General features: G+C 72.3%; 17 protein-coding genes. 9 read left to right on the forward strand and 8 right to left on the reverse strand.

Features of this window, described 5'->3' with window-relative positions:
• Positions 1-115 precede the first annotated feature (115 nt).
• The 3 genes from ABIQ69_RS15950 (at position 116) to ABIQ69_RS15960 (ending at position 2850) form a co-directional block, all read left to right on the forward strand.
• On the forward strand, positions 116-709 hold the full coding sequence (locus tag ABIQ69_RS15950; protein ID WP_350348105.1) for a TetR/AcrR family transcriptional regulator: 594 nt from the start codon (positions 116-118) through the stop codon (positions 707-709).
• Between the two features lie 66 nt (positions 710-775).
• On the forward strand, positions 776-2071 hold the full coding sequence (locus ABIQ69_RS15955) for an ROK family protein (protein WP_350348106.1): 1296 nt from the start codon (positions 776-778) through the stop codon (positions 2069-2071).
• 41 nt (positions 2072-2112) lie between these two features.
• Positions 2113-2850, forward strand: coding sequence for a DUF4097 family beta strand repeat-containing protein (locus ABIQ69_RS15960; RefSeq protein WP_350348107.1), 738 nt, complete (start codon positions 2113-2115; stop codon positions 2848-2850).
• A gap of 27 nt (positions 2851-2877) precedes the next feature.
• Here ABIQ69_RS15960 and ABIQ69_RS15965 read toward each other — a convergent pair whose 3' ends face one another.
• From ABIQ69_RS15965 to ABIQ69_RS15985, 5 genes are all read right to left on the reverse strand, one after another.
• Positions 2878-3621: a polyprenol monophosphomannose synthase gene (locus ABIQ69_RS15965; protein WP_350348108.1), complete on the reverse strand. Its 744-nt coding sequence runs from the start codon at positions 3619-3621 to the stop codon at positions 2878-2880.
• Between the two features lie 126 nt (positions 3622-3747).
• Entirely contained in the window at positions 3748-5274 is a 1527-nt protein-coding gene (locus ABIQ69_RS15970; RefSeq protein WP_350348109.1) for an oligopeptide:H+ symporter, read from the reverse strand.
• A 97-nt stretch (positions 5275-5371) separates the two neighbouring features.
• The gene (locus tag ABIQ69_RS15975) at positions 5372-6175 is read right to left on the reverse strand and encodes an LLM class F420-dependent oxidoreductase (protein WP_350348110.1); all 804 of its coding nucleotides are present in this window, start codon (positions 6173-6175) and stop codon (positions 5372-5374) included.
• A 9-nt stretch (positions 6176-6184) separates the two neighbouring features.
• On the reverse strand, positions 6185-7549 hold the full coding sequence (locus ABIQ69_RS15980; RefSeq protein ID WP_350348111.1) for an APC family permease: 1365 nt from the start codon (positions 7547-7549) through the stop codon (positions 6185-6187).
• A gap of 11 nt (positions 7550-7560) precedes the next feature.
• Entirely contained in the window at positions 7561-9219 is a 1659-nt protein-coding gene (locus ABIQ69_RS15985) for an amidohydrolase (protein ID WP_350348112.1), read from the reverse strand.
• 102 nt (positions 9220-9321) lie between these two features.
• Here ABIQ69_RS15985 and ABIQ69_RS15990 point away from each other — a divergent pair, with 102 nt between their 5' ends.
• The 3 genes from ABIQ69_RS15990 (at position 9322) to ABIQ69_RS16000 (ending at position 10822) form a co-directional block, all read left to right on the forward strand.
• The gene (locus tag ABIQ69_RS15990) at positions 9322-9939 is read left to right on the forward strand and encodes a TetR/AcrR family transcriptional regulator C-terminal domain-containing protein (protein WP_350348113.1); all 618 of its coding nucleotides are present in this window, start codon (positions 9322-9324) and stop codon (positions 9937-9939) included.
• A 74-nt stretch (positions 9940-10013) separates the two neighbouring features.
• A complete protein-coding gene (locus ABIQ69_RS15995; RefSeq protein ID WP_350348114.1) occupies positions 10014-10451 on the forward strand; it encodes an Lrp/AsnC family transcriptional regulator in 438 nt (145 codons plus the stop codon).
• 8 nt (positions 10452-10459) lie between these two features.
• Positions 10460-10822, forward strand: coding sequence for a GntR family transcriptional regulator (locus ABIQ69_RS16000; protein WP_350348115.1), 363 nt, complete (start codon positions 10460-10462; stop codon positions 10820-10822).
• A 6-nt stretch (positions 10823-10828) separates the two neighbouring features.
• On the opposite strand, the gene ABIQ69_RS16005 is transcribed toward ABIQ69_RS16000, so the two are convergent.
• The gene (locus tag ABIQ69_RS16005; protein ID WP_350348116.1) at positions 10829-12025 is read right to left on the reverse strand and encodes a RimK family alpha-L-glutamate ligase; all 1197 of its coding nucleotides are present in this window, start codon (positions 12023-12025) and stop codon (positions 10829-10831) included.
• Between the two features lie 26 nt (positions 12026-12051).
• On the opposite strand from ABIQ69_RS16005, the gene ABIQ69_RS16010 reads away from it, so the two are divergent.
• Entirely contained in the window at positions 12052-12531 is a 480-nt protein-coding gene (locus ABIQ69_RS16010; RefSeq protein ID WP_350348117.1) for a RimK/LysX family protein, read from the forward strand.
• 42 nt (positions 12532-12573) lie between these two features.
• Here ABIQ69_RS16010 and ABIQ69_RS16015 read toward each other — a convergent pair whose 3' ends face one another.
• Positions 12574-16212, reverse strand: a complete 3639-nt coding sequence (locus ABIQ69_RS16015) for a bifunctional proline dehydrogenase/L-glutamate gamma-semialdehyde dehydrogenase (protein ID WP_350348118.1) — start codon at positions 16210-16212, stop codon at positions 12574-12576.
• A gap of 141 nt (positions 16213-16353) precedes the next feature.
• Here ABIQ69_RS16015 and ABIQ69_RS16020 point away from each other — a divergent pair, with 141 nt between their 5' ends.
• Both ABIQ69_RS16020 and ABIQ69_RS16025 read left to right on the forward strand, forming a co-directional pair.
• Positions 16354-17352: a LysR substrate-binding domain-containing protein gene (locus ABIQ69_RS16020; RefSeq protein WP_350348119.1), complete on the forward strand. Its 999-nt coding sequence runs from the start codon at positions 16354-16356 to the stop codon at positions 17350-17352.
• Between the two features lie 49 nt (positions 17353-17401).
• The gene (locus ABIQ69_RS16025; RefSeq protein ID WP_350348120.1) at positions 17402-18154 is read left to right on the forward strand and encodes an META domain-containing protein; all 753 of its coding nucleotides are present in this window, start codon (positions 17402-17404) and stop codon (positions 18152-18154) included.
• Positions 18155-18199: 45 nt separating this feature from the next.
• On the opposite strand, the gene ABIQ69_RS16030 is transcribed toward ABIQ69_RS16025, so the two are convergent.
• The gene (locus ABIQ69_RS16030) at positions 18200-18640 is read right to left on the reverse strand and encodes a VOC family protein (protein ID WP_350348121.1); all 441 of its coding nucleotides are present in this window, start codon (positions 18638-18640) and stop codon (positions 18200-18202) included.
• Between the last annotated feature and the right edge of the window lie 35 nt (positions 18641-18675).

Here is an 18675-nt window from a genome sequence, read left to right on the forward strand (position 1 = left end):
CTCTCGGCGCCTCCACGGTGAGGGCGATGCGAAAACGGTACGCGATTCGGTTTTCACCCACAAGCACCGACGCCGGCCGGTCACGCGCCACATCGGCCGCCCTAGGATCGATCGCATGACACGCAGGGGGTCGTACGCCAAGGGCGTCGCGAAGCGCGAGGAGATCCTCGCGACCGCCCTCGAGGTGATCGCTCGGAACGGGTACGGTCGGGCCTCCGTCCGCGAGCTCGCCGACGCGGTGGGCCTCAGCCAGGCCGGGCTGCTGCACTACTTCAGCTCCAAGGAGGAGCTGTTCGCTGAGATCCTCCGCAAGCGCGACGAGGTCGACCAGGCCGCCTTCGCCGAGGCCGCGAGCGGCGAGCACCTCACCGCGCTCGACGGCTTCATCCGGATCATCCGCCACAACGCCGAGGTCCCCGGCCTCGTGCAGCTCTACGCCCGGCTCTCGGCAGAGGCCACCGAGCCCGACCACGGCGCGCACGAGTTCTTCCGCGAGCGCTCCCTCGCCTTCCGCGAGCTCGCGGCCGGAACGGTGCGCGAGGCGCAGCAGGCGGGCGAGCTGCCCCAGGACCTCGACCCCGAGCACGTCTCCACCATGCTGCTCGCGCTCGCCGACGGCCTGCAGACGCAGTGGCTGATGGATCCCACGATCGACATGGCCGCCCACATCGCCGACTTCCTCGCGCTCCTCACGCGTCGCGGACGGTGATGCCGCCTGCATGACCCCCGTTCGGGGGACGTGACCCTGAGTGCCGGCTGAGCGCATGCTGTCCACATGACCCAGCTCGGGGACTCCCCCGCCCCAACCGGGCCGGCGCCGCTCGACGATGCCCGCCTCCACCAGTCCGCCCGCCTCATCGACCATCTCATCGACCACGGCCCGTCGACGCGAACAGAGCTCGCCACCGCCACCGGGCTCGGCCGGACGGCCGTCGCGAACCTCAGCGCGCGACTCGCCGAAGCCGGGATCCTCACCGAGGACGGCGCCGCGTCGCCCGGCGCTCGTCCGGCCCCGGTGGCGCTGACCGCCGCGCGCCACGTGCTCGTCACCGTCGCGATCGATCCCGACGAGGTCGTCGCCACGCTCGCCGCCCTCGACGGCGCCGAGCGCGCGCGGTTCGCCGAACCGCACACCGCGGCAGACGGGGCGGCCGTGCTCCTCGACCTGCTGGCGACCGTCCTGAGCCGTGCCCTCGCCGCCGCGGAGCGTGCGGACACGCCGGTCGCCGACGTCACGGTGCTCGTCGACGGCGCGGTCGCCGGTACGCCGCCGGTCGCGGTCGAGGGCACCCGTCTCGGCAGCGAACCGATCGACGTGCTCGCCGAGCTCCGCGCACGACTGCCGCGCCTCGCCGAGATCGAGTCGCCCCAGGCCGTTTCCGTGCGGCTCCTGCCCACGGCCGTGGCGGCCGCCGAAGCCGAAGCCGGCGCGCTCGCGGCCCGCGACCTGCTCTATCTCGACGGCGATGCCGGGGTCGCCTCCGCGGTCGTCGCCGACGGCCGCCCGCTGCGCGGCGCCCACGGGCTCGCGGCCTCCCTCGCGCACCTGCCGATCGTGCCGAGCGGCATCCGCTGCGACTGCGGACAGCGCGGATGCCTCCTCACCGTCGCGGGCCCCGAGCACGTGCTCGACCGTGCCGGGCTCGCCGAGTTCGACCGGACGCACGGCCGCCGCGCCGCCCTCGCCGAGCTCGTCGCCCGAGTGGACGACGCCGACGACCGGGCGCGCTGGTCGTGGCTCGACGCGGCCCTCTGGATCGGCCGGACCCTGCAGGTCGTGGTGCCGACCGTCGATCCGGCCGCGATCGTCGTGGCCGGCTACTGGGCGCGGCTCCTGCCCGACCTCGACACGGCGTTCCGCGAGAACCGGCCGACGATCGCGGGCGGGGCGATCGGGTCGATCCCCCCGATCGTCGCGGCGACGGCGGGACCCGACGCCGCACTCGCCGGCGCCAGGCGACAGGCGCGCGACCTCCTCGTCGCCGAGCCCGGGCGGCTCGCCCGGCTCGCGCGGCTCCCGCCGGCCCCGGATGCCTCGCCGAGGCGGGACGTGGTGGGATCCGGGGGCTGACCCACGTGCCCGCCCGGCGGGGCGCCGGTAGCGTCGAAGACATGACCTCCACCACGCGGCGCCTCGCCGCCGCCGCCGTGTCCGTCGCGTTCCTCGCCGGGCTGAGCGGGTGCGCGTTCTTCGCACCCGAGCACCGGGTCTCCGACGGCGCGACCGTCGACGAACGCGTCGACGGCATCCGCATCGACGCACCCCAGGGCAGCGTGACGATCCGAGGCGGCGCCGATGCGACGGCGATCACGATCGAGCGCACCGTCCGCTACCGGGGCACGGAACGCGAGATCCCCGCGTCGCACGAGGTGCTCGGCGGTGAGCTCGTCCTCGGCGGCTGCGGCCGCCACTGCACCGTCGAGTACGTCGTCGACGTGCCCGCCGGTCTCGACGTCGAGGGGCGCACCTCCAACGGCTCGATCGAGCTCTCGGCCGTCGGCGACGTCGACGTCGAGACCGACAACGGCCGCATCGAGCTCGACGGGGTGGCGGGGTCGGTCGCGGCGCAGACGAGCAACGGACGCGTGATCGGCCGTGCCCTCGCGGGCGGCCCGATCGAGGTCGCGACGTCGAACGGCGGCGTCCAGCTCGAGCTGGAGACCGCGCAGGACGTGCGCGCGACCACCTCGAACGGCGCCATCGACCTCGCCGTGCCGGATGCCTCGTACCGGGTGCGCACCGACACCTCAAACGGCGGCATCGACGTCGGCGTGCCCGACGACCCCGACGGCGAGTTCACGCTCGACCTCCGCACGTCGAACGGGTCGATCACGGTCACGACGACGTAGCGGCCCGCCCGGCGCCGCGGCGCCCCCCTACTTCGTGCGACGCCCGAACCGCGCGCGCAGGCCCCACGCCGTGACGTTCGCCATCGCCTCGAGCACGATGCCGAGGCTCATCTTCGACCGACCGTGCTCGCGTTCGACGAACGTCACCGGCACCTCCGCGACGCCGAGCCCGGCCTCGTGCGCGTGCCACAGCATGTCCACCTGGAAGCCGTAGCCCCGCGTGTGGACGTCGGCGAGGGGCATCCGTCGCAGTGCGTCGGCCCGGAAGGCGCGGTAACCGGCCGTCGTGTCGCGCGTCGGCAGCCGGAGCACGCGGCGCACGTAGGCGCTGCCGCCGCGGGAGAGCCACTCGCGGTGCTTCGGCCAGTTCTCGATGCGCCCGCCGGCCACCCAGCGCGAGCCGATGACCAGGTCGACGGGGCGTCCCCCGTCGGTCGCCCGGACGAACGCGTCGAGGAGGACGGGCAGCTCCTCGGGCCGGTGCGACCCGTCGGCGTCCATCTGCACGATGGGGTCGTAGCCGCGGGCGAGCGCCCAGTCGAAGGCCTCGAGGTACGCCGCCCCGAGTCCCTCCTTGCCCGCACGGTGCAGCACCCGCACCGAGGCATCCGTCGCCGCGAGCCGGTCGGCGAGCTCACCCGTGCCGTCGGGCGAGGCGTCGTCGACGACGAGGACGTCGACCCCTGGCGTCGCGGCGCGCACGCGGCCGATGATCGCGGCGAGGTTCTCGCGCTCGTTGAACGTGGGAATCACCACGAGGGGACGGGGCATCCCGTGCATCGTATCGGGATCGACGCGGATGGCCCTCGTCGAGCGTTTCCGCCCTGACGCAGTGTTTCCGCCCGAGCGGACGCAGTCGGCGCGAACGGAAACCGTCGGCGCCGAGTGGGCGTGGCGCTAGCGCACCCCCGCCATCAGCTTCAGCACCCCGCGGCTGCCCACGGCGAGCGCGATGCCGAGCACGATCGCGATGCCGCCGAGGAGGCCGAAGTAGCCCACCTCGGTCTCGGGCGAGTAGAGCTCGGCGAGCCGGCCCGAGATCGCGGTGCCGAGCGCGACCGACAGGAAGAACAGCGCCACCATCTGGGTGTGGAAGCGTGCGGGCGCGAGCTTCGTCGCCACCGAGAGCCCGACCGGCGAGAGCAGCAGCTCGGCGACCGTGAACACGAGCAGGATGCCGACGATCGCGAGCAGCGGCGTGGAGTTCGGTCCGCCGCCCGCGAACGGGATGAACAGGAGGAACGCCACGCCCATGATCGCCGTGCCGAGCGCGAACTTGATCGGCGTCGACGGCTGCCGGTCGCCGAGCTTGGTCCAGATCGCTGCGAACACGCCCGACAGCACGATGATGAAGATCGGGTTGATCGACTGCACCCACGACACCGGCATCTCCCAGCCGAAGAGGTCGCGGTTCAGCTGCTTGTCGGAGTAGATCGTGAGCACCGTGAACTGCTGCTGGTACAGCGACCAGAACGCGACGCTCGCGATGAACAGCGGGATGAACCCGTAGACCCGGCTGCGCTCGACTGCCGTGATGCCGCGGCTCGCGAGGATCACCGCGAAGTACGCGATCGCGGCCGCGATGGTCGCGCCGATCACCCAGCTCACCAGGTTGGTCGCGTTCACGAGGCCGGTGAGCACGAGCACGAGGATGACGACGACGGATGCCGCGCCGATCGCGATCACCAGCCCACGCCGGTTCGCGGGCAGCGGGTTCGGGACGGCGGATGCCTCGGCCGGCAGGCTCTTGCGGCCGAACGCGTACTGCGTGAGGCCGATCGCCATGCCGACCGCGGCGAGCCCGAAGCCCCAGTGGAAGCCGAGCGTCGTCTGCAGCAGGCCGGTGAGCAGCGGACCGAGGAAGGCGCCGAGGTTGATGCCGAGGTAGAACAGCGAGAAGCCGGCGTCGCGCCGAGGATCGTGCTCGTCGTAGAGGGTGCCGACGACGCTCGTGGCGTTCGCCTTCAGCCCGCCCGAGCCGAACGCCACGAGGATGAGGCCGATGCCGACGCCCCAGAACCCGGGGATGAGCGCCAGCGCGATATGGCCCGCCATGATGACGATCGCCGAGATGAACAGCACCCGCTCGCTGCCGAGCAGGCGGTCGGCGATCCACGCCCCGAGGATCGTGGAGAGGTACACCCCGCCGCCGTACGCGCCGACGATCCCGGCCGCGCTGACCTCGTCCATGCCGAGGCCGCCGTCGGTCGCCGAGTAGTACAGGTAGATGAGCAGGATCCCCTGCATGCCGTAGAAGCTGAAGCGCTCCCACATCTCGACGCCGAAGATGTGCACCAGCGCCCGCGGCTGCCCGAAGAATCCGCGGTCGCCACGCGTGTCGCGGTCGGCGACGGATGTCGCGGCCGGGTCGGGCGGGCCGGCGTCGGCGCGCCCGGGCTCCATCGTCTCGTCCTGCTCCCCCATGGGGGTCACCATACTCTCGCCGGCCAGCGCCGGCGCTCGGAGCCGTGGCGTCGGCTGAGGGTGCCGCAGGTCATCCCGCGGCACCCTCAGCCCCGGCTCACGCGTTCTTCGCGTCGCGCCAGGCGAGCCAGGTGCGCACCTGGTCGAGGTCGTAATCGGGACCCGAGAGCCCGAGGGTGAACAGGCGCACGCCGGCGTCGTACAGCGCGTCGGCGTGCTCGTAGTCGGCGGCGCCGCGGCTGAGCTCGTTCGACACGACGATCTGCGACACGTCGCGGCCGACCTCCTCGCCCCAGCGGGCGAGGACGTCGACCTTCCGCGGAAGCTCGTCGGGGGCGACGAACGAGTGCCAGATGTCGGCGTGCTCGGCGACGATGCGCAGCGTCTTCTGCTCGCCCTTGCCGCCGATCATGATCGGGATGTCGCGGGTCGGCGCCGGGTTCAGCTTCGCCCAGCGCTCGCGCACGCGCGGCAGCGCGCCGGCGAGCTCGTTCAGCCGCGACCCGACCGTGCCGAACTCGTAGCCGTACTCGTCGTAGTCGCGCTCGAACCAGCCCGAGCCCGTGCCGAAGATGAACCGTCCCGTGCCCGTGCCCTTCGCACTGATGTGGTCGAGCGTGCGGGCCATGTCGGCCTGCAGGTCGGCGTTGCGGTACGAGTTGCAGTTCACGAGCGAGCCGAACTCGATGCGCTCCGTCTGCTCGGCCCACGCGCCGAGCATCGTCCACGCCTCGAAGTGCTTGCCTTCGGGGTCGCCGCTCAGGGGGAAGAAGTGATCCCAGTTGAACGCGATGTCGACACCGAGCTCCTCGAGGCGGAGCACGAAATCGCGGATGGCGGAGTAGTCGGCGTGCTGCGGCTGCACCTGGATACCGAGCCGCACGGGGATGTCGAGACGCATTTCGCCAGCCTACGACTCCTTCAGGTCGAGCATGGGCGTCGGCCGCCGGAAGCCGCGCGTCACGATGGCGAGCAGCACGATACCGACGGCGAGCCAGGACAGTCCGACGATGAACGTCTCGGCCGAGAGGCTCGTCCACAGCCACACCGTCAGCCCGAACCCGATGAGCGGGAGCACGAGATTGCGGACCACGGCCGCACCCGCACGCTCCCGTCGATCGACGAAGAAGTGCTTGATGACCGACAGGTTCACGACCGCGAAGGCGACGAGCGCGCCGAAGCTGATCATGCCCGAGAGCAGGGCGAGGTCGAACCAGATCGCGAGCAGCGAGATCGCCGACACGCAGAGGATGGCCACGACCGGCGTCTGGAACCGGGCCGACAGCCGGCCGAAGACGCGCTTCGGCAGCACGCCGTCGCGTCCCATGGCGTAGATGATGCGCGAGACGGATGCCTGCGACGACAGCGCCGACCCGGCGGCACCGGCGACGTAGGCCGCGGTGAAGAAGACCGCGAGGAACTCCCCGCCGGCGGCGAGCATCACGTCGCGTGCGGCGGAGTCGACGTCGGCGAACTCGTTCGACGGGAACACGAGCTGCGCGAGGAACGACAGGCCGATGAAGATCACGCCCGCCGCGATGGTGGTGATCATGATGGCTCGCGGCACCGACCTCGTGGCATCCTTCGCCTCTTCGGCCAGGGTCGATACCGCGTCGAAGCCGAGGAAGGACAGGCACAGCACGGCCGCACCGGCGAAGAGCACGCCGACCCCCTCGACCGAGCCGTCGCCGACGAACGGGGCGAGCGGGTCGACCTCGCGGCCGGCGAGCGAGGCGGAGCCGAACACCACGAAGGCAAGGATGAAGACCGTCTGGACGGCGATGATGACGAAGTTCGCGCGTGCGACCGACACGATGCCCACGACGTTGAGGATCGTCACGACGGCGATCGAGCCGAGGATGAACACCCAGGCGGGTACGCCTGGGAACGCGGCCTCGAGGTAGATGCCGATGACGAGGTAGTTGATCATCGGCAGGAACAGGTAGTCGAGCATGAGCGACCACCCGGCGAGGAATCCGATCGCCCCGCCGAAGGTGCGCTGGGTGTACACGTACGCCGAGCCCGCGTACGGGTAGGCCGCCGACATGCGCGCGTACGAACGGGCGGTGAAGAGCATCGCGACGAGCGTGATGACGTAGGCGAGGGGCACCCGTCCGCCGGTCATCTCGGTGACGATGCCGTACGTCGTGAACACGGTGAGCGGCACCATGTAGACGAGTCCGAACAGGACGAGGGCTGGCACGCCCAGCACTCGCTTCAGGGTGGGGGCGGAGGGGACGTCGCTGGCCCGCTCGGGGGTGGTGGCCTGGGACATGGGCTGGCCTTTCAAGGGGTCGGGAGGCGCTCGCCTCGCGTGTGGGGGATGCCGGCGAGCCATGTCGCTCGCACGGGGGTCGCGGCGAGCTCGCCGGGGTCGACGGTTCTGGGGTCGGCGGCGAGCCAGACGAGGTCGGCGCTCGCACCGGGCGCGATCTCGCCCCACGGCACTGCGGCGAGGTCGCCGAACGCCTGATGCGCCACGGCGGACGAGTAGGCGTCGAGCGCGAGCTCGACCGGGAGGATCTCGTCGGGGACCCAGCCGCCCGCGGGGTCTCCCTCGGGCGTGCGCCGGGTCGCTGCGACCGAGATGCCCTCGAGCGGATCGCCGGAGGAGACCGGCCAGTCCGACCCGAACGCGAGCCGGGCGCCGGAGGCCTCGATGGAGCGCAGCCGGTACTGCCTCGCCGACCGCTCGTCGCCGAGGCGCGGCACGGTGAGCACGGTCATCAGGGCGTCGAGCTGCGCCCAGAGCGGCTGCATGTTCGGGATGACTCCGAGCCGGGCGAACCGGTCGAGGTCGGCGTCGTCGACGAGCTGGGCGTGGGCGATGACCGGGCGCCGGTCGCGCGGCCCGTTGGCGTCGATCGCGCCTTCGATGGCGTCGAGCGCGAGCCGCACCGCGGCGTCGCCGATCGCGTGCAGGTGGACCTGGAAGCCGGCCGCGTCGACGGCTCGCACGGCGTCGGCGAGCACCGCGGGCTCCCACACCGTCATCCCGTGCTTGTGCAGGGCCGAGCAGTACGGCTCGAGGAGCGCGCCGGTCTCGTTCTCGATGACGCCGTCGACGAAGAACTTGACCGTCTGCGCGGTGAGCATCGGCGAACCGAGCTCGTCGACCCGCCGGTGGGCGTCGAGGAAGCCGGGCAGCTGACGGGGGAACCGGCGGGGGTCGGCGTACAGCGCGAGGTTGGATCGGATGCGCAGGCGATCGGCCTCGGCCGCGGCGAGGTAGGTCTCGACGTCGTCGGGCTCGACCCACGCGTCCTGCACCCAGGTGACGCCCCGAGCGAGGTAGTAGTCGGAGGCGGCCTCGAGCGCCTGGAGCCGCTCTTCGAGTGGGCGGGCGGGGGCGATGTCGGTGACCAGTTCGACGGCCCCCCACTCGCGCAGTGTGCCGAGGGGCGACCCGTCGGCCCGGCGCGGGATCTCGCCGAGCTCGGGCTCGGGGGTGTCCCGGTCGATGCCGGCGAGCTCGAGGGCGCGGGTGTTGCACCAGACCGTGTGGTAGTCCCAGGCGCGGAGGACGACGGGACGGTCGGCGACGGCCTCGTCGAGCCAGCGCGCGTCGAACAGGCCCTCGTCGGCGAGGCTGCCGTCGTAGGAGGCGCCGAGGATCCACTCCCGCTCGGGGTGCGCCTCGGCGTACCGGCGCACCTCGTCGACGATCTCGGGGATCGAGCTGCACGAGCGCACGTCGGGGCCCGCGGCCTCCAGCCCGCCGAACAGGGGGTGGGCGTGGCCGTCGCCGAACGCCGGCATGAGGAATCCGCCCTCGAGGTCGACCCGTTCGACGGGGCCGGCCGCCTCAGCCGACGCCGCCTCGGCGAGGCGCTCCGCCTCGTCGTCGAGCGCCACGACGCGGCCGTCGCGGACGAGCAGGCGATCGGCGGGCGGGCGCGCAGCGCCGAGCCAGACGGTGCCGCCGTGGAAGAGGGTCGTGGTCACTGCATCGGGTCCTTCACGTCCAGTACGAACAGTGTTCGTATTCGAAGTGAAGGTGACGTTACACTCTCGACTCAGGCGAGGGGAAGACCGAAGGTGGGATCCGTGACACGCGTGAATCGCGATCAGCTGGTCACCGCCGCACTCGACCTCATCGACGAGGCCGGCGGCGAGGCGCTGTCGATGCGGAGCCTCGCGGCGCGCGTCGATCGCCGCGTCTCCTCGCTGTACAACCACGTGGCGAGCCGCGACGACCTGATCGAGGCCGTCCGCGCGCGCATCGTCGCCGGGATCGACACGTCCGCCTTCGCCGACGAGCCCTGGGACGCCGCCCTCGGCCGGTGGGCCCGGTCGTACCTGGCCGCGTTCGCGGCGCATCCCAACCTCATCCGGCTGCTGTCCGCGACCCCGATCCGCGACGCCTCGACGTACGACATGTACGAACGGGTGATCGCCGCGCTCGTCGCGGCGGGCTGGCCGCGCGGCGACACCGTCGCGGTCATGCGGACCGTCGAGGCCCTCGTCCTCGGCTCGGCCCTCGACATCGTCGCGCCCGCCGACCTCCTCTCGCACGCCTCCGTGCCACCGGGACACCCGGCGATCCGCGCCGCCCTCGACCCGGCCCTGGGCGAGGCGTTCGGCGCCCCGCGGGCCTTCGAGCTCGGGCTGGCCGCCCTCCTCGTCGGGCTCCGCGAACGTCACGCTGCCGTCACCGTCGGGTGACGATTCCGTCACAGCACGCACGAAATCGGCGTAACGGCCTGCCCTGACGCAACGATCACCCCTACACTCGCCGCATGGACAACCTCGACCGAGCCATCCTCGACCTGCTGCGCCAGAACTCGCGGGCCGGGTACGGCGACATCGGCTCGTCGGTCGGCCTGTCGGCCTCGGCCGTGAAGCGCCGGGTCGACCGCCTCGTCGCCGACGGGGTCATCCGCAGCTTCACGATCCAGGTCGACCCGACCGTCGACGGCATGAGCACCGAGGCCTACGTCGAGCTGTTCTGCCGGGGCACCGTCGGGCCGGAGGAGCTGCGGCGGATCTTGCAGGACGTGCCCGAGGTCGTCTACGCCGGCACGGTCACCGGCAGCGCCGACGCCATCGTGCAGATCCGCGCCCGCGACATCACCTCGCTCGAGGACGCGCTCGAGCGGGTGCGGGTCGCGCCGAACGTCGACCACACGAGAAGCGCCATCGTGCTGTCCCGTCTCGTGAACCGGCAGCGGGACTAGGCGCGGCCGTGAAGTTCACCGTCGTCCCCGGCGCCGACCAGCCGCCCTTCGAGCAGCTCCGCGCCCAGGTCGTCGAGGCCGTCGCCGAGGGCGGGCTCACGCCGGGCGAGCGGCTGCCCACCGTGCGGGCGCTCGCCGAGGAGCTCGGCCTCGCCGCGAACACCGTCGCGCGGGCCTACCGCGAACTCGAGCAGGACGGCGTCGTCGAGACGCGCGGCCGGTCGGGGACGTTCGTCGCCGCGCAGGGCGATGCCGCCCACCGCAGCCTGCAGGAGGCCGCCGCCGAGTACGCCGCCCTCGCGCGACGGCTCCGGGTTCCGGCCGACGACGCGCTCGTGATCGTCGAGGCCGCCCTGCGCATCGGGACCTGACCGGCGTTAGTCCGCCGGAGCCGGGATCGGCTCCTTCGGCAGCTTCCGCACCTTCGCGCGGCGGCGCCGGCGCTCGGGGATCATCGAGCGCATCTCCTCGAGCTTGCCGAAGCAGAGGAGCCGGTCGAATGCCTCGAGCACGACGCCCTTCCGCGGGTTCGGGATGACGGTGGTGCCGCGGTGCAGCGTGAGCACCGTGATGTCGCGCTCCCAGAGCCCGGACTCGCCGAGGGTCTTGCCGACGAGATCGGCGTCGCCGTGGACGAGCAGTTCGGCCACGCCGTACCCGGTCGACACGGTGAGCCGCTGACGCACGTCGATCTCGGGGAAGGCGACCTGGTTCGCGATGTAGTCGATGATGGCGCCCGCGACATCCAGCTTCGTCGCCGTCTCGATGCCGAGCAGGCCGGGCGACGAGTTCACCTCCATCACGAGCGGGCCCTCGTTGCCCTCGAGCATGTCGACGCCCGCGACCTTCAACCCCATGATCTGGGCCGAGCGCACGGCCGCCTGCTCGTACTCGGGCGAGAGGTCGACGGGTTCGACGCTGCCGCCGCGGTGCACGTTCGAGCGGAACTCGTCGCCGTTCGCGACGCGCCGCATCGCGGCGACGACCCGGTCGCCGACGACGAGGGCGCGGATGTCCCGCCCGCGGCTCTCCTCGATGAACCGCTGGATGAGCACGTTCTGCTTCGTCGAGTGCAGCGTCTCGATGATGGCCTCGGCGACCTTCACCTGCGGGGCGAGGATGACGCCGATGCCCTGCGTGCCCTCGAGCAGCTTGATCACGACGGGGGCCCCGCCGACGCGCTCGATCGCCGGGCGGACGTCGGCCCGGTTCCGGACGAACGCGGTGGGCGGCAGCGCGATGTTGTGCCGGGAGAGGATCTGGTTCGCGCGCAGCTTGTCTCGGGCGTTCGTGATGCCGTTCGACGTGTTCGGGGTGTAGACGTCCATCTGCTCGAACTGGCGCACCACGGCGGTGCCGAAGTAGGTGATGGAGTTGCCGATGCGCGGCAGGATCGCGTCGTAGTCGGAGAGCGGGCGTCCGCGGTACTGGAGGTCGGGCTCGGGGCCGGCGAGATCGATCGCGAAACGCAGGGTGTTCAGCACCTTGACGGTGTGGCCGCGCTGCTGCGCTGCCGCCTTCAGTCGCTGCGTCGAGTACGCCTGCGGGGCGCGCGAGAGGATCGCCAGTTTCATCCTTGAGCCCCTGAGAAGATATCCGAGTGACAGAGCCCCCCTATTCAAGCACCATCGTCGGATGGCGCGAGTGGGTGACCCTGCCAGGTGCGGGCGTCCCGTGGATCAAGGCGAAGATCGACACCGGTGCGCGCACCTCGTCGTTGCACGCCTTCGACGTCGAGGAGTTCGAACGCGACGGTGAGCCGTGGGTGCGCTTCGGCGTGCGCCCGTGGCAGAACTCCGACGAGGACGCCGTGGTGGTCGAGTCGCGGGTGCACGACCGCCGTCAGGTGCGGAGTTCCTCCGGACACGTCGACGAGCGCATCGTCGTGCTGATGGACGTCGTCCTCCACGGCACCCACCTCGACGTCGAGATGAACCTCAGCAACCGCGACGAGATGGGCTTCCGCATGCTCATCGGCCGCGAGGCGCTGCGGCAGGGCTTCCTCGTGGACGCCGGCGAGTCGTTCCTCGGCGGGCGCGCCCCGAAGCGCGCCCGCCGCCGGAACCGCGGCCGGGAGTAGCCGCGCGCGAGTAGCCGGGCGGGAGTAACCGGGCGGTCCGGCCTAGATCACGCCCTGCGAGAACGTGGTCGGGTTGCCGAACCGGTGGTTGGTGATCGAGATCGCCTGCTCGCGGAGGAACGGCAGCAGCTCGACCCGGCCCGACGGGGTGACGGGGTGCGACCACACCGCGACATCAGGCCGCCCGCCGAGCGCCGTGGCCACCGCCGCCGCGTCGCCGCCGACGAGGCGGATCCGGCTCGTGGCCGGCCCGCGCTTCGCGAGTCCCGCGAGCCAGGACGCGTCGCCCTCCCGGACGAGGTCGATGTCGCGGGCGGCGAGCACCGCGCGGACGCCCTTGGGCAGCTCGTGCGCGCTCGACACGCGCGCCGGCGACTTCGCGAGGAGCGCCGCGGCGATCACCCGGAGACCGTCGACGAGCGTCGCCGACTCCGCGATGCGGATCGTCACGGGCACCGGGCGGTACCGGAAGACGTTCCGCTCGACGCCGAGGGCCGAGACATCCTTCGCCGTCCCGTACTCCTCGGCCCACGCGACCTCGTCGGAGAGCGCTGAGCGGCGCAGCACCTCGAACTGCTCGTAGTCGAGCGACGACTGGGATGCCTCGATCAGGTCGGTGACCCGCCGCTCGAGTCCGCGCAGGTGCAGCGAGCCCGACGTGCGGGAGTGGTCGGGCAGCCAGTCGCCGAGGCCGAACAGGTAGTTCGGGCCGCCGGCCTTCGCGCCTGCACCGACGGCGGACTTCTTCCAGCCGCCGAACGGCTGGCGCTGCACGATGGCCCCGGTGATGCCGCGGTTGACGTACAGGTTGCCGGCCTCGACGCGGTCGAGCCAGGTGGCGAGCTCGTCGGGGTCGAGCGAGTGCAGGCCGGCGGTGAGGCCGTAGTCGACCGCGTTCTGGAGGGCGATCGCCTCGTCGAGGTCCTTCGCGTGCATCACGCCGAGCACCGGGCCGAAGAACTCGGTGAGGTGGAAGTACGACCCGCCCTTCACGCCCGTGCGGATGCCGGGCGACCAGAGCCGCCCGGTGTCGTCGAGCTGCTTCGGCTCGACCAGCCACTCCTCGTCGGCGCCGAGCTGCGTGAGCGCGTGCAGCAGCTTGCCGCCCGCCGGCTCGATGATCGGGCCGATCTGGCTCGTCGCCGCCTCGGGCCAGCCGACGCGCATCGACGTGGCCGCGTCGACGAGCTGGCGGTGGAACCGCTCCGACTTCGCGACCGAGCCGACGAGGATCACGAGCGAGGCGGCCGAGCACTTCTGGCCCGCGTGGCCGAACGCGCTCTTCACGACATCGGATGCCGCGAGGTCGAGGTCGGCGGAGGGCGTGACGATGATGGCGTTCTTGCCGCTGGTCTCCGCGAGGAGCGGCAGGTCCTCGCGGAAGGAGCGGAACAGCTCGGCCGTCTCGTACGCGCCGGTGAGGATGACCCGGTCGACCAGCGGGCTCGATACGAGCTCGCGTCCGAGCTCCCGCTCGCCGACGTCGACGAGGGCGAGGAGGTCGCGCGGGATGCCCGCCTCCCAGAGCGCCTCGACCATGACGGCGCCGGAGCGCTGGGCGAGGCCGGCGGGCTTGATCACGACGCCGGACCCTGCGGCGAGCGCGGCGAGCACACCGCCGGCCGGGATCGCGACCGGGAAGTTCCACGGCGGGGTCACCACCGTGAGCTTCGACGGCACGAACTCCGCGCCCTGCACGTGGTCGAGCTCGCGAGCCCGCTCAGCGTAGTAGTGGGCGAAGTCGATGGCCTCGCTTACCTCCGGGTCGGCCTCGGCGATGGTCTTGCCGGTCTCGGCCGCCATCACCTCGATGAGGCGGTCGCGGTTCGCGGCGAGCGCGAGGCCGGCGCGGTGCAGCAGGGCGGCGCGCTCGGCACCGGGGCGACGGCCCCACGCCTCGCCCTGCGCGCGGACGTTCGCGAGCAGCGCCTCGAGCTCGGCGTGGTCGTCGATGCGGGCGGCGCGGATCGCGTCGATGCCGAGCGTCGACGAGGGCACGCGGGCGAGGATGCGCCGGCCCCAGTCGCGGTTCGCGGCGAGCGCGGGATCGGTGTCGGGCTCGTTCCGGAAGCCGGGCGTCGCCGACGGCCCGGCGGGCCGGTTCGCGTGCTCGGGGGCGACGAGGCCGCTGCCGTCCAGGTCGCCGTCGCCCGCGGAGCCGCGGGTGATGCCGAGCACCACGCTAGTGAGCGATTCGTCCTCGTGCTCGATGCCGGGGGCGGGGGCATCCCGGTGGGCGAGCTCGGCCGCGAGTCGGCCGTCCTCCCACTCGGTGCGGCGGTTCTGAGTCCGGTTCGGGGCGGGCGCGGGCGTGGCATCCGTCTCGTCGGCGAGCGCTTCGAGCGAGCGGCGGTAGCGCTCCTGCTCGCGCTCGAACAGGCGACGGTCGTCGGCGAGCTCGAACACGGCCGACATGAAGTTGTCCTGGCTGGCGTTCTCTTCGAGCCGGCGGATCAGGTACGCGATCGCGACGTCGAACTCGCTGGGGTTCACCACCGGCGTGTAGAGCAGCAGACGGCCGACGTCGCCGCGGACGGCGGCGGCCTGGCCGGTCGCCATGCCCAGCAGCATTTCGAACTCGACCCGGTCCTCCACGCCGCGCTCCTTCGCGGTGAGCCACGCGTGCGCGACGTCGAAGAGGTTGTGGCCGGCGACGCCGAGCTTCACCGCGTAGGTGCGCTCGGGCGTCATCGACCAGTGCAGCACCCGCTTGTAGTTGGTGTCGGAGTCCTGCTTGGTCGAGTAGGTCGCGACGGGCCAGTCGTGGATCGCGGCGTCGACGTGCTCCATGGCGAGGTTCGCACCCTTGACCACCCGGACCTTGATCGGCGCGCCGCCGCCCGCGCGTCGGGCGAGTGCCCATTCGGTGAGCCGCTGCATCGCACCGAGCGCGTCGGGCAGGTAGGTCTGCAGCACGATGCCCGCCTCGAGCTGCTGTAGCCGCGGCTGGTCGAGCAGCGTCTGGAACACCGCGATCGTGAGATCGAGGTCGCGGTACTCCTCCATGTCGAGGTTGATGAACTTGGGCTTGCCCTTCGCCTCGCTCGCGGCGGCGAGCTCGTACAGCGGGGTCAGCTTGTCGACGACCTTCGCGACCGCCTCGTCGAACGACCACATCGAGAGCTGGCTGACCACGCTCGACACCTTGATCGAGACGTAGTCGACGTCGTCGCGGGCGAGGAACTCGTAGGTGCCCTTCAGGCGGCGGTCGGCCTCCTGCTCGCCGAGCACGGCCTCGCCGAGGAGGTTGAGGTTCAACCGATTGCCCGATTCGCGAAGCTTCGCGATGGCCGGGCCGAGCTTTTCCGGCGTGGCGTCGAGCACGAGGTGCCCGACCATGCCGCGGAGCACGCGCCGGGCGATGGGGATGACGATCCACGGGAACGCGGGCGCGAGCGCCCCGCCGACGCGCACGGCCGAACGGAGGTACCAGGGCAGGAACGTGGGAGTGAGCGGGGCGACCTGTGCGAGGTTGCGGCCCGCGACGCCGAGGTCCTCGGGCCGCATGACGCCGTCCACGAAGCCGACGGTGAACGCGAGACCGTTCGGGTCCTTCAGCACGCCGGCGAGCCGTTCGGCGGCTGGGTCGACCGGGTGCTCGGCACTCTCGGCGAGCCAGCGCCGGACGAGGGCGGTGACCTGGTCGGTGCGCGCGGCAGGGTCCGCGCTGACGTTCGTCATGCTCATGACGGTAGTTGTCCTTCGCTCGGGGCACGCCGAGAATCGCGCGCCTCGCGACTAGTGTGCGGTCTGACATCCATTCGGTACAGCGAATCATTCCGATGGATATCATTCGGTGAACCCGATCGATAGGAGGCGCGCGTGCTCGATGCCAGACGGCTGCGCCTCCTCGTGGAGCTGAGTCGCCGAGGCACGCTCGCGGCGGTCGCCGACGCGCTCTCCTACAGCCCGTCCTCCGTCTCCCAGCAGCTCAGCGTGCTCGAGCGCGAGGTCGGCGTGCCGCTGCTCGTCCAGGTGGGCCGGCGGGTGCAGCTCACGCCGCAGGCCGAGGTTCTCGTCGGCCATGCGCAGGCCGTGCTCGACCGCCTCGAAGAGGCCGAGGCCGACGTCGCCCGCTCGCTCACCAGCGTCGGCGGCACCGTCCGCATCGCGGTGTTCCAGTCGGCCGCCCACGCCGTCGTGCCGCAGGCGCTGACGCTGCTCGCGGCGGAGCATCCCGGCCTCCGGGTCGAGGTGACCGAGCGAGAGCCCGAGGCGGGACTCTTCGACGTGGCGGCCCGCGACTTCGACCTCGTCATCGCCGAGCAGTACCCGGGTCGCACGCGCCCGCTGCATCCCGAGCTCGACCGCGTCCCGCTCGCGGCCGACGCCATCCGCCTCGCGCTGCCCCCGCATCCGTCGGCCGGGCGGCGCGCGACGCCCGGCCGGCGAGCGCCGGGCGGCGGGGCGACGGATGCCTCGCGCCCCGGCACCGCGGCCGCCGGCGCTCCCCCGTCGGCCGTCTCCGCCGCGCTCGCCCGCGCCGCCGACCGGCCCTGGGTCCTCGAGCCGGAGGGCACCGCGTCGCGCGAGTGGGCCGAGCAGCTGTGCCGCTCCGCCGGCTTCGAGCCCGACGTCCGCTTCGAGACGGCCGACCTCATGGCCCACATCCGGCTCATCCGCTCGGGCAACGCGGTCGGCCTCCTGCCCGATCTCGTCTGGGCCGGCGAGGAGGCGAGCGTCCTGCTCGCGCCGCTGCCGGGCGACCCGCAGCGCGAGGTGTTCTCGTCGGCCAGGCTCGCGAGCGTGCACCGACCGGCCGTCGTCGCCGTGCGCGACGCGCTGGCCCGTGCTGCCGCGGCGCCGCTCGTCGCCGGGTGACGGACGAGCGCCGGGTGACGGACGAGCGCCGGAGGGCTAGCCTTCGGGCATGCGGGGAATCCAGAGCATCATCATCGGCACGGCGGCGGCCGCCGTGCTGGCGCTCGCCGGCTGCGCCGGCTCACCATCGGGCGGGGCGGGCCCGGCGAGCACTCCGACCACGTCCGCGGCGGACGTCGTCGGCACCTGGGGCGACGCGGCCGACTCCTCGGCTCCGTCGCTGTCGCTCACCGAGGACGGCGGGCTCACCGGCACCGACGGGTGCAACCGCCTGACGGGCACGTGGGAGCTCGACGACGACGGCATCGAGTTCGGCGACCTCGCGTCGACGCGGATGTTCTGCGAGGGCGTCGACACCTGGCTCTCCGCAGCGGATCGGGCGACCATCGAGGGCGACGTGATGACCGTCTTCGGCGACGACGACACCGAGCTCGGCACGCTCGAGCGGACGTCGGACACGCCGGCGACCGAGCCGGCCGGCGGCGCCTCCGACGGCGGGGCGAGCGGTGCGGCCGCGGCCTTCATCGGCACTTGGGGAACCGCCGACGCGACGCAACCGCATCTCGTGATCGCCGCCGACGGCCGCGTCACGGGCAGTGACGGCTGCAACTCGATGGGCGGCCGGTGGGAGCTCGACGACGACGGCACCCTCGAGTTCGACGAGATGGTGATGACGCTCATGGCCTGCCCGGGCGGCGACCAGACGCTGAACCGGCTCGACTCGGCGACGGTCGACGGCGACACCCTCACGGTGCTCGACGATCACGGCGCCGTGCTCGCGACGCTCCCGCGAACGGCCTAGCCGCCGGCCGCCCGGCCGCAGATCCGGGCGCCGACCCGGGCCGGCCTACCCCTCGGCGTCGGCCGCGTCGTCGACTCGGTGCATCCACGGGGTGAAGCTGACGCCGACGAGGAGCCCCTCGGGGCTCTGGAGCCTGGCCGTCGTCTGTCCCCACGGCTCGAGGTGCGCCTCGACCAGGATCTCGAGTCCGCGCTCACGCAGCTGGTCGACGGCCGTCGCGACCTCCTCCGGGGCGTGCACGTCGAACTCGATCCACGCCTGGGGGATGGGGCGATCCGCCGGCCAGGACGGGGTGCCGAAGGTCGCCTCCGCGGCCTGGCTCAGCGGCCAGATCGCGAACGCCTTCGCGCCGGGGATCTCCTCGGTGTGGAAGTAGCCCGGCTCGTTCTCGTGGAACGGCAGACCGAGCGAGCCGGCCCAGAAGTCGTGGGAGGCGCCGTCGTCGGTGCCGATGGGGCCGAAGCCCGCGATGAACGCGACATCCATGTTCCGAGTGAACCGCGGCCCGCCGACATCTGCCT

Source organism: Agromyces sp. G08B096 (assembly GCF_040267705.1).
Taxonomy (GTDB): domain Bacteria; phylum Actinomycetota; class Actinomycetes; order Actinomycetales; family Microbacteriaceae; genus Agromyces.

What these genes read in the sequence shown, in the direction of transcription:
- ABIQ69_RS15950 (WP_350348105.1), top strand. Translation starts at nt 116, where the DNA reads ATGACACGCAGGGGGTCGTACGCCAAGGGCGTCGCGAAGCGCGAGGAG.
- ABIQ69_RS15955 (WP_350348106.1), top strand. Translation starts at nt 776, where the DNA reads ATGACCCAGCTCGGGGACTCCCCCGCCCCAACCGGGCCGGCGCCGCTC.
- ABIQ69_RS15960 (WP_350348107.1), top strand. Translation starts at nt 2,113, where the DNA reads ATGACCTCCACCACGCGGCGCCTCGCCGCCGCCGCCGTGTCCGTCGCG.
- ABIQ69_RS15965 (WP_350348108.1), bottom strand. Translation starts at nt 3,621, where the DNA reads ATGCCCCGTCCCCTCGTGGTGATTCCCACGTTCAACGAGCGCGAGAAC.
- ABIQ69_RS15970 (WP_350348109.1), bottom strand. Translation starts at nt 5,274, where the DNA reads ATGGGGGAGCAGGACGAGACGATGGAGCCCGGGCGCGCCGACGCCGGC.
- ABIQ69_RS15975 (WP_350348110.1), bottom strand. Translation starts at nt 6,175, where the DNA reads ATGCGTCTCGACATCCCCGTGCGGCTCGGTATCCAGGTGCAGCCGCAG.
- ABIQ69_RS15980 (WP_350348111.1), bottom strand. Translation starts at nt 7,549, where the DNA reads ATGTCCCAGGCCACCACCCCCGAGCGGGCCAGCGACGTCCCCTCCGCC.
- ABIQ69_RS15995 (WP_350348114.1), top strand. Translation starts at nt 10,014, where the DNA reads ATGGACAACCTCGACCGAGCCATCCTCGACCTGCTGCGCCAGAACTCG.
- ABIQ69_RS16005 (WP_350348116.1), bottom strand. Translation starts at nt 12,025, where the DNA reads ATGAAACTGGCGATCCTCTCGCGCGCCCCGCAGGCGTACTCGACGCAG.
- ABIQ69_RS16015 (WP_350348118.1), bottom strand. Translation starts at nt 16,212, where the DNA reads ATGACGAACGTCAGCGCGGACCCTGCCGCGCGCACCGACCAGGTCACC.
- ABIQ69_RS16025 (WP_350348120.1), top strand. Translation starts at nt 17,402, where the DNA reads ATGCGGGGAATCCAGAGCATCATCATCGGCACGGCGGCGGCCGCCGTG.
- ABIQ69_RS16030 (WP_350348121.1), bottom strand. Translation starts at nt 18,640, where the DNA reads ATGGATGTCGCGTTCATCGCGGGCTTCGGCCCCATCGGCACCGACGAC.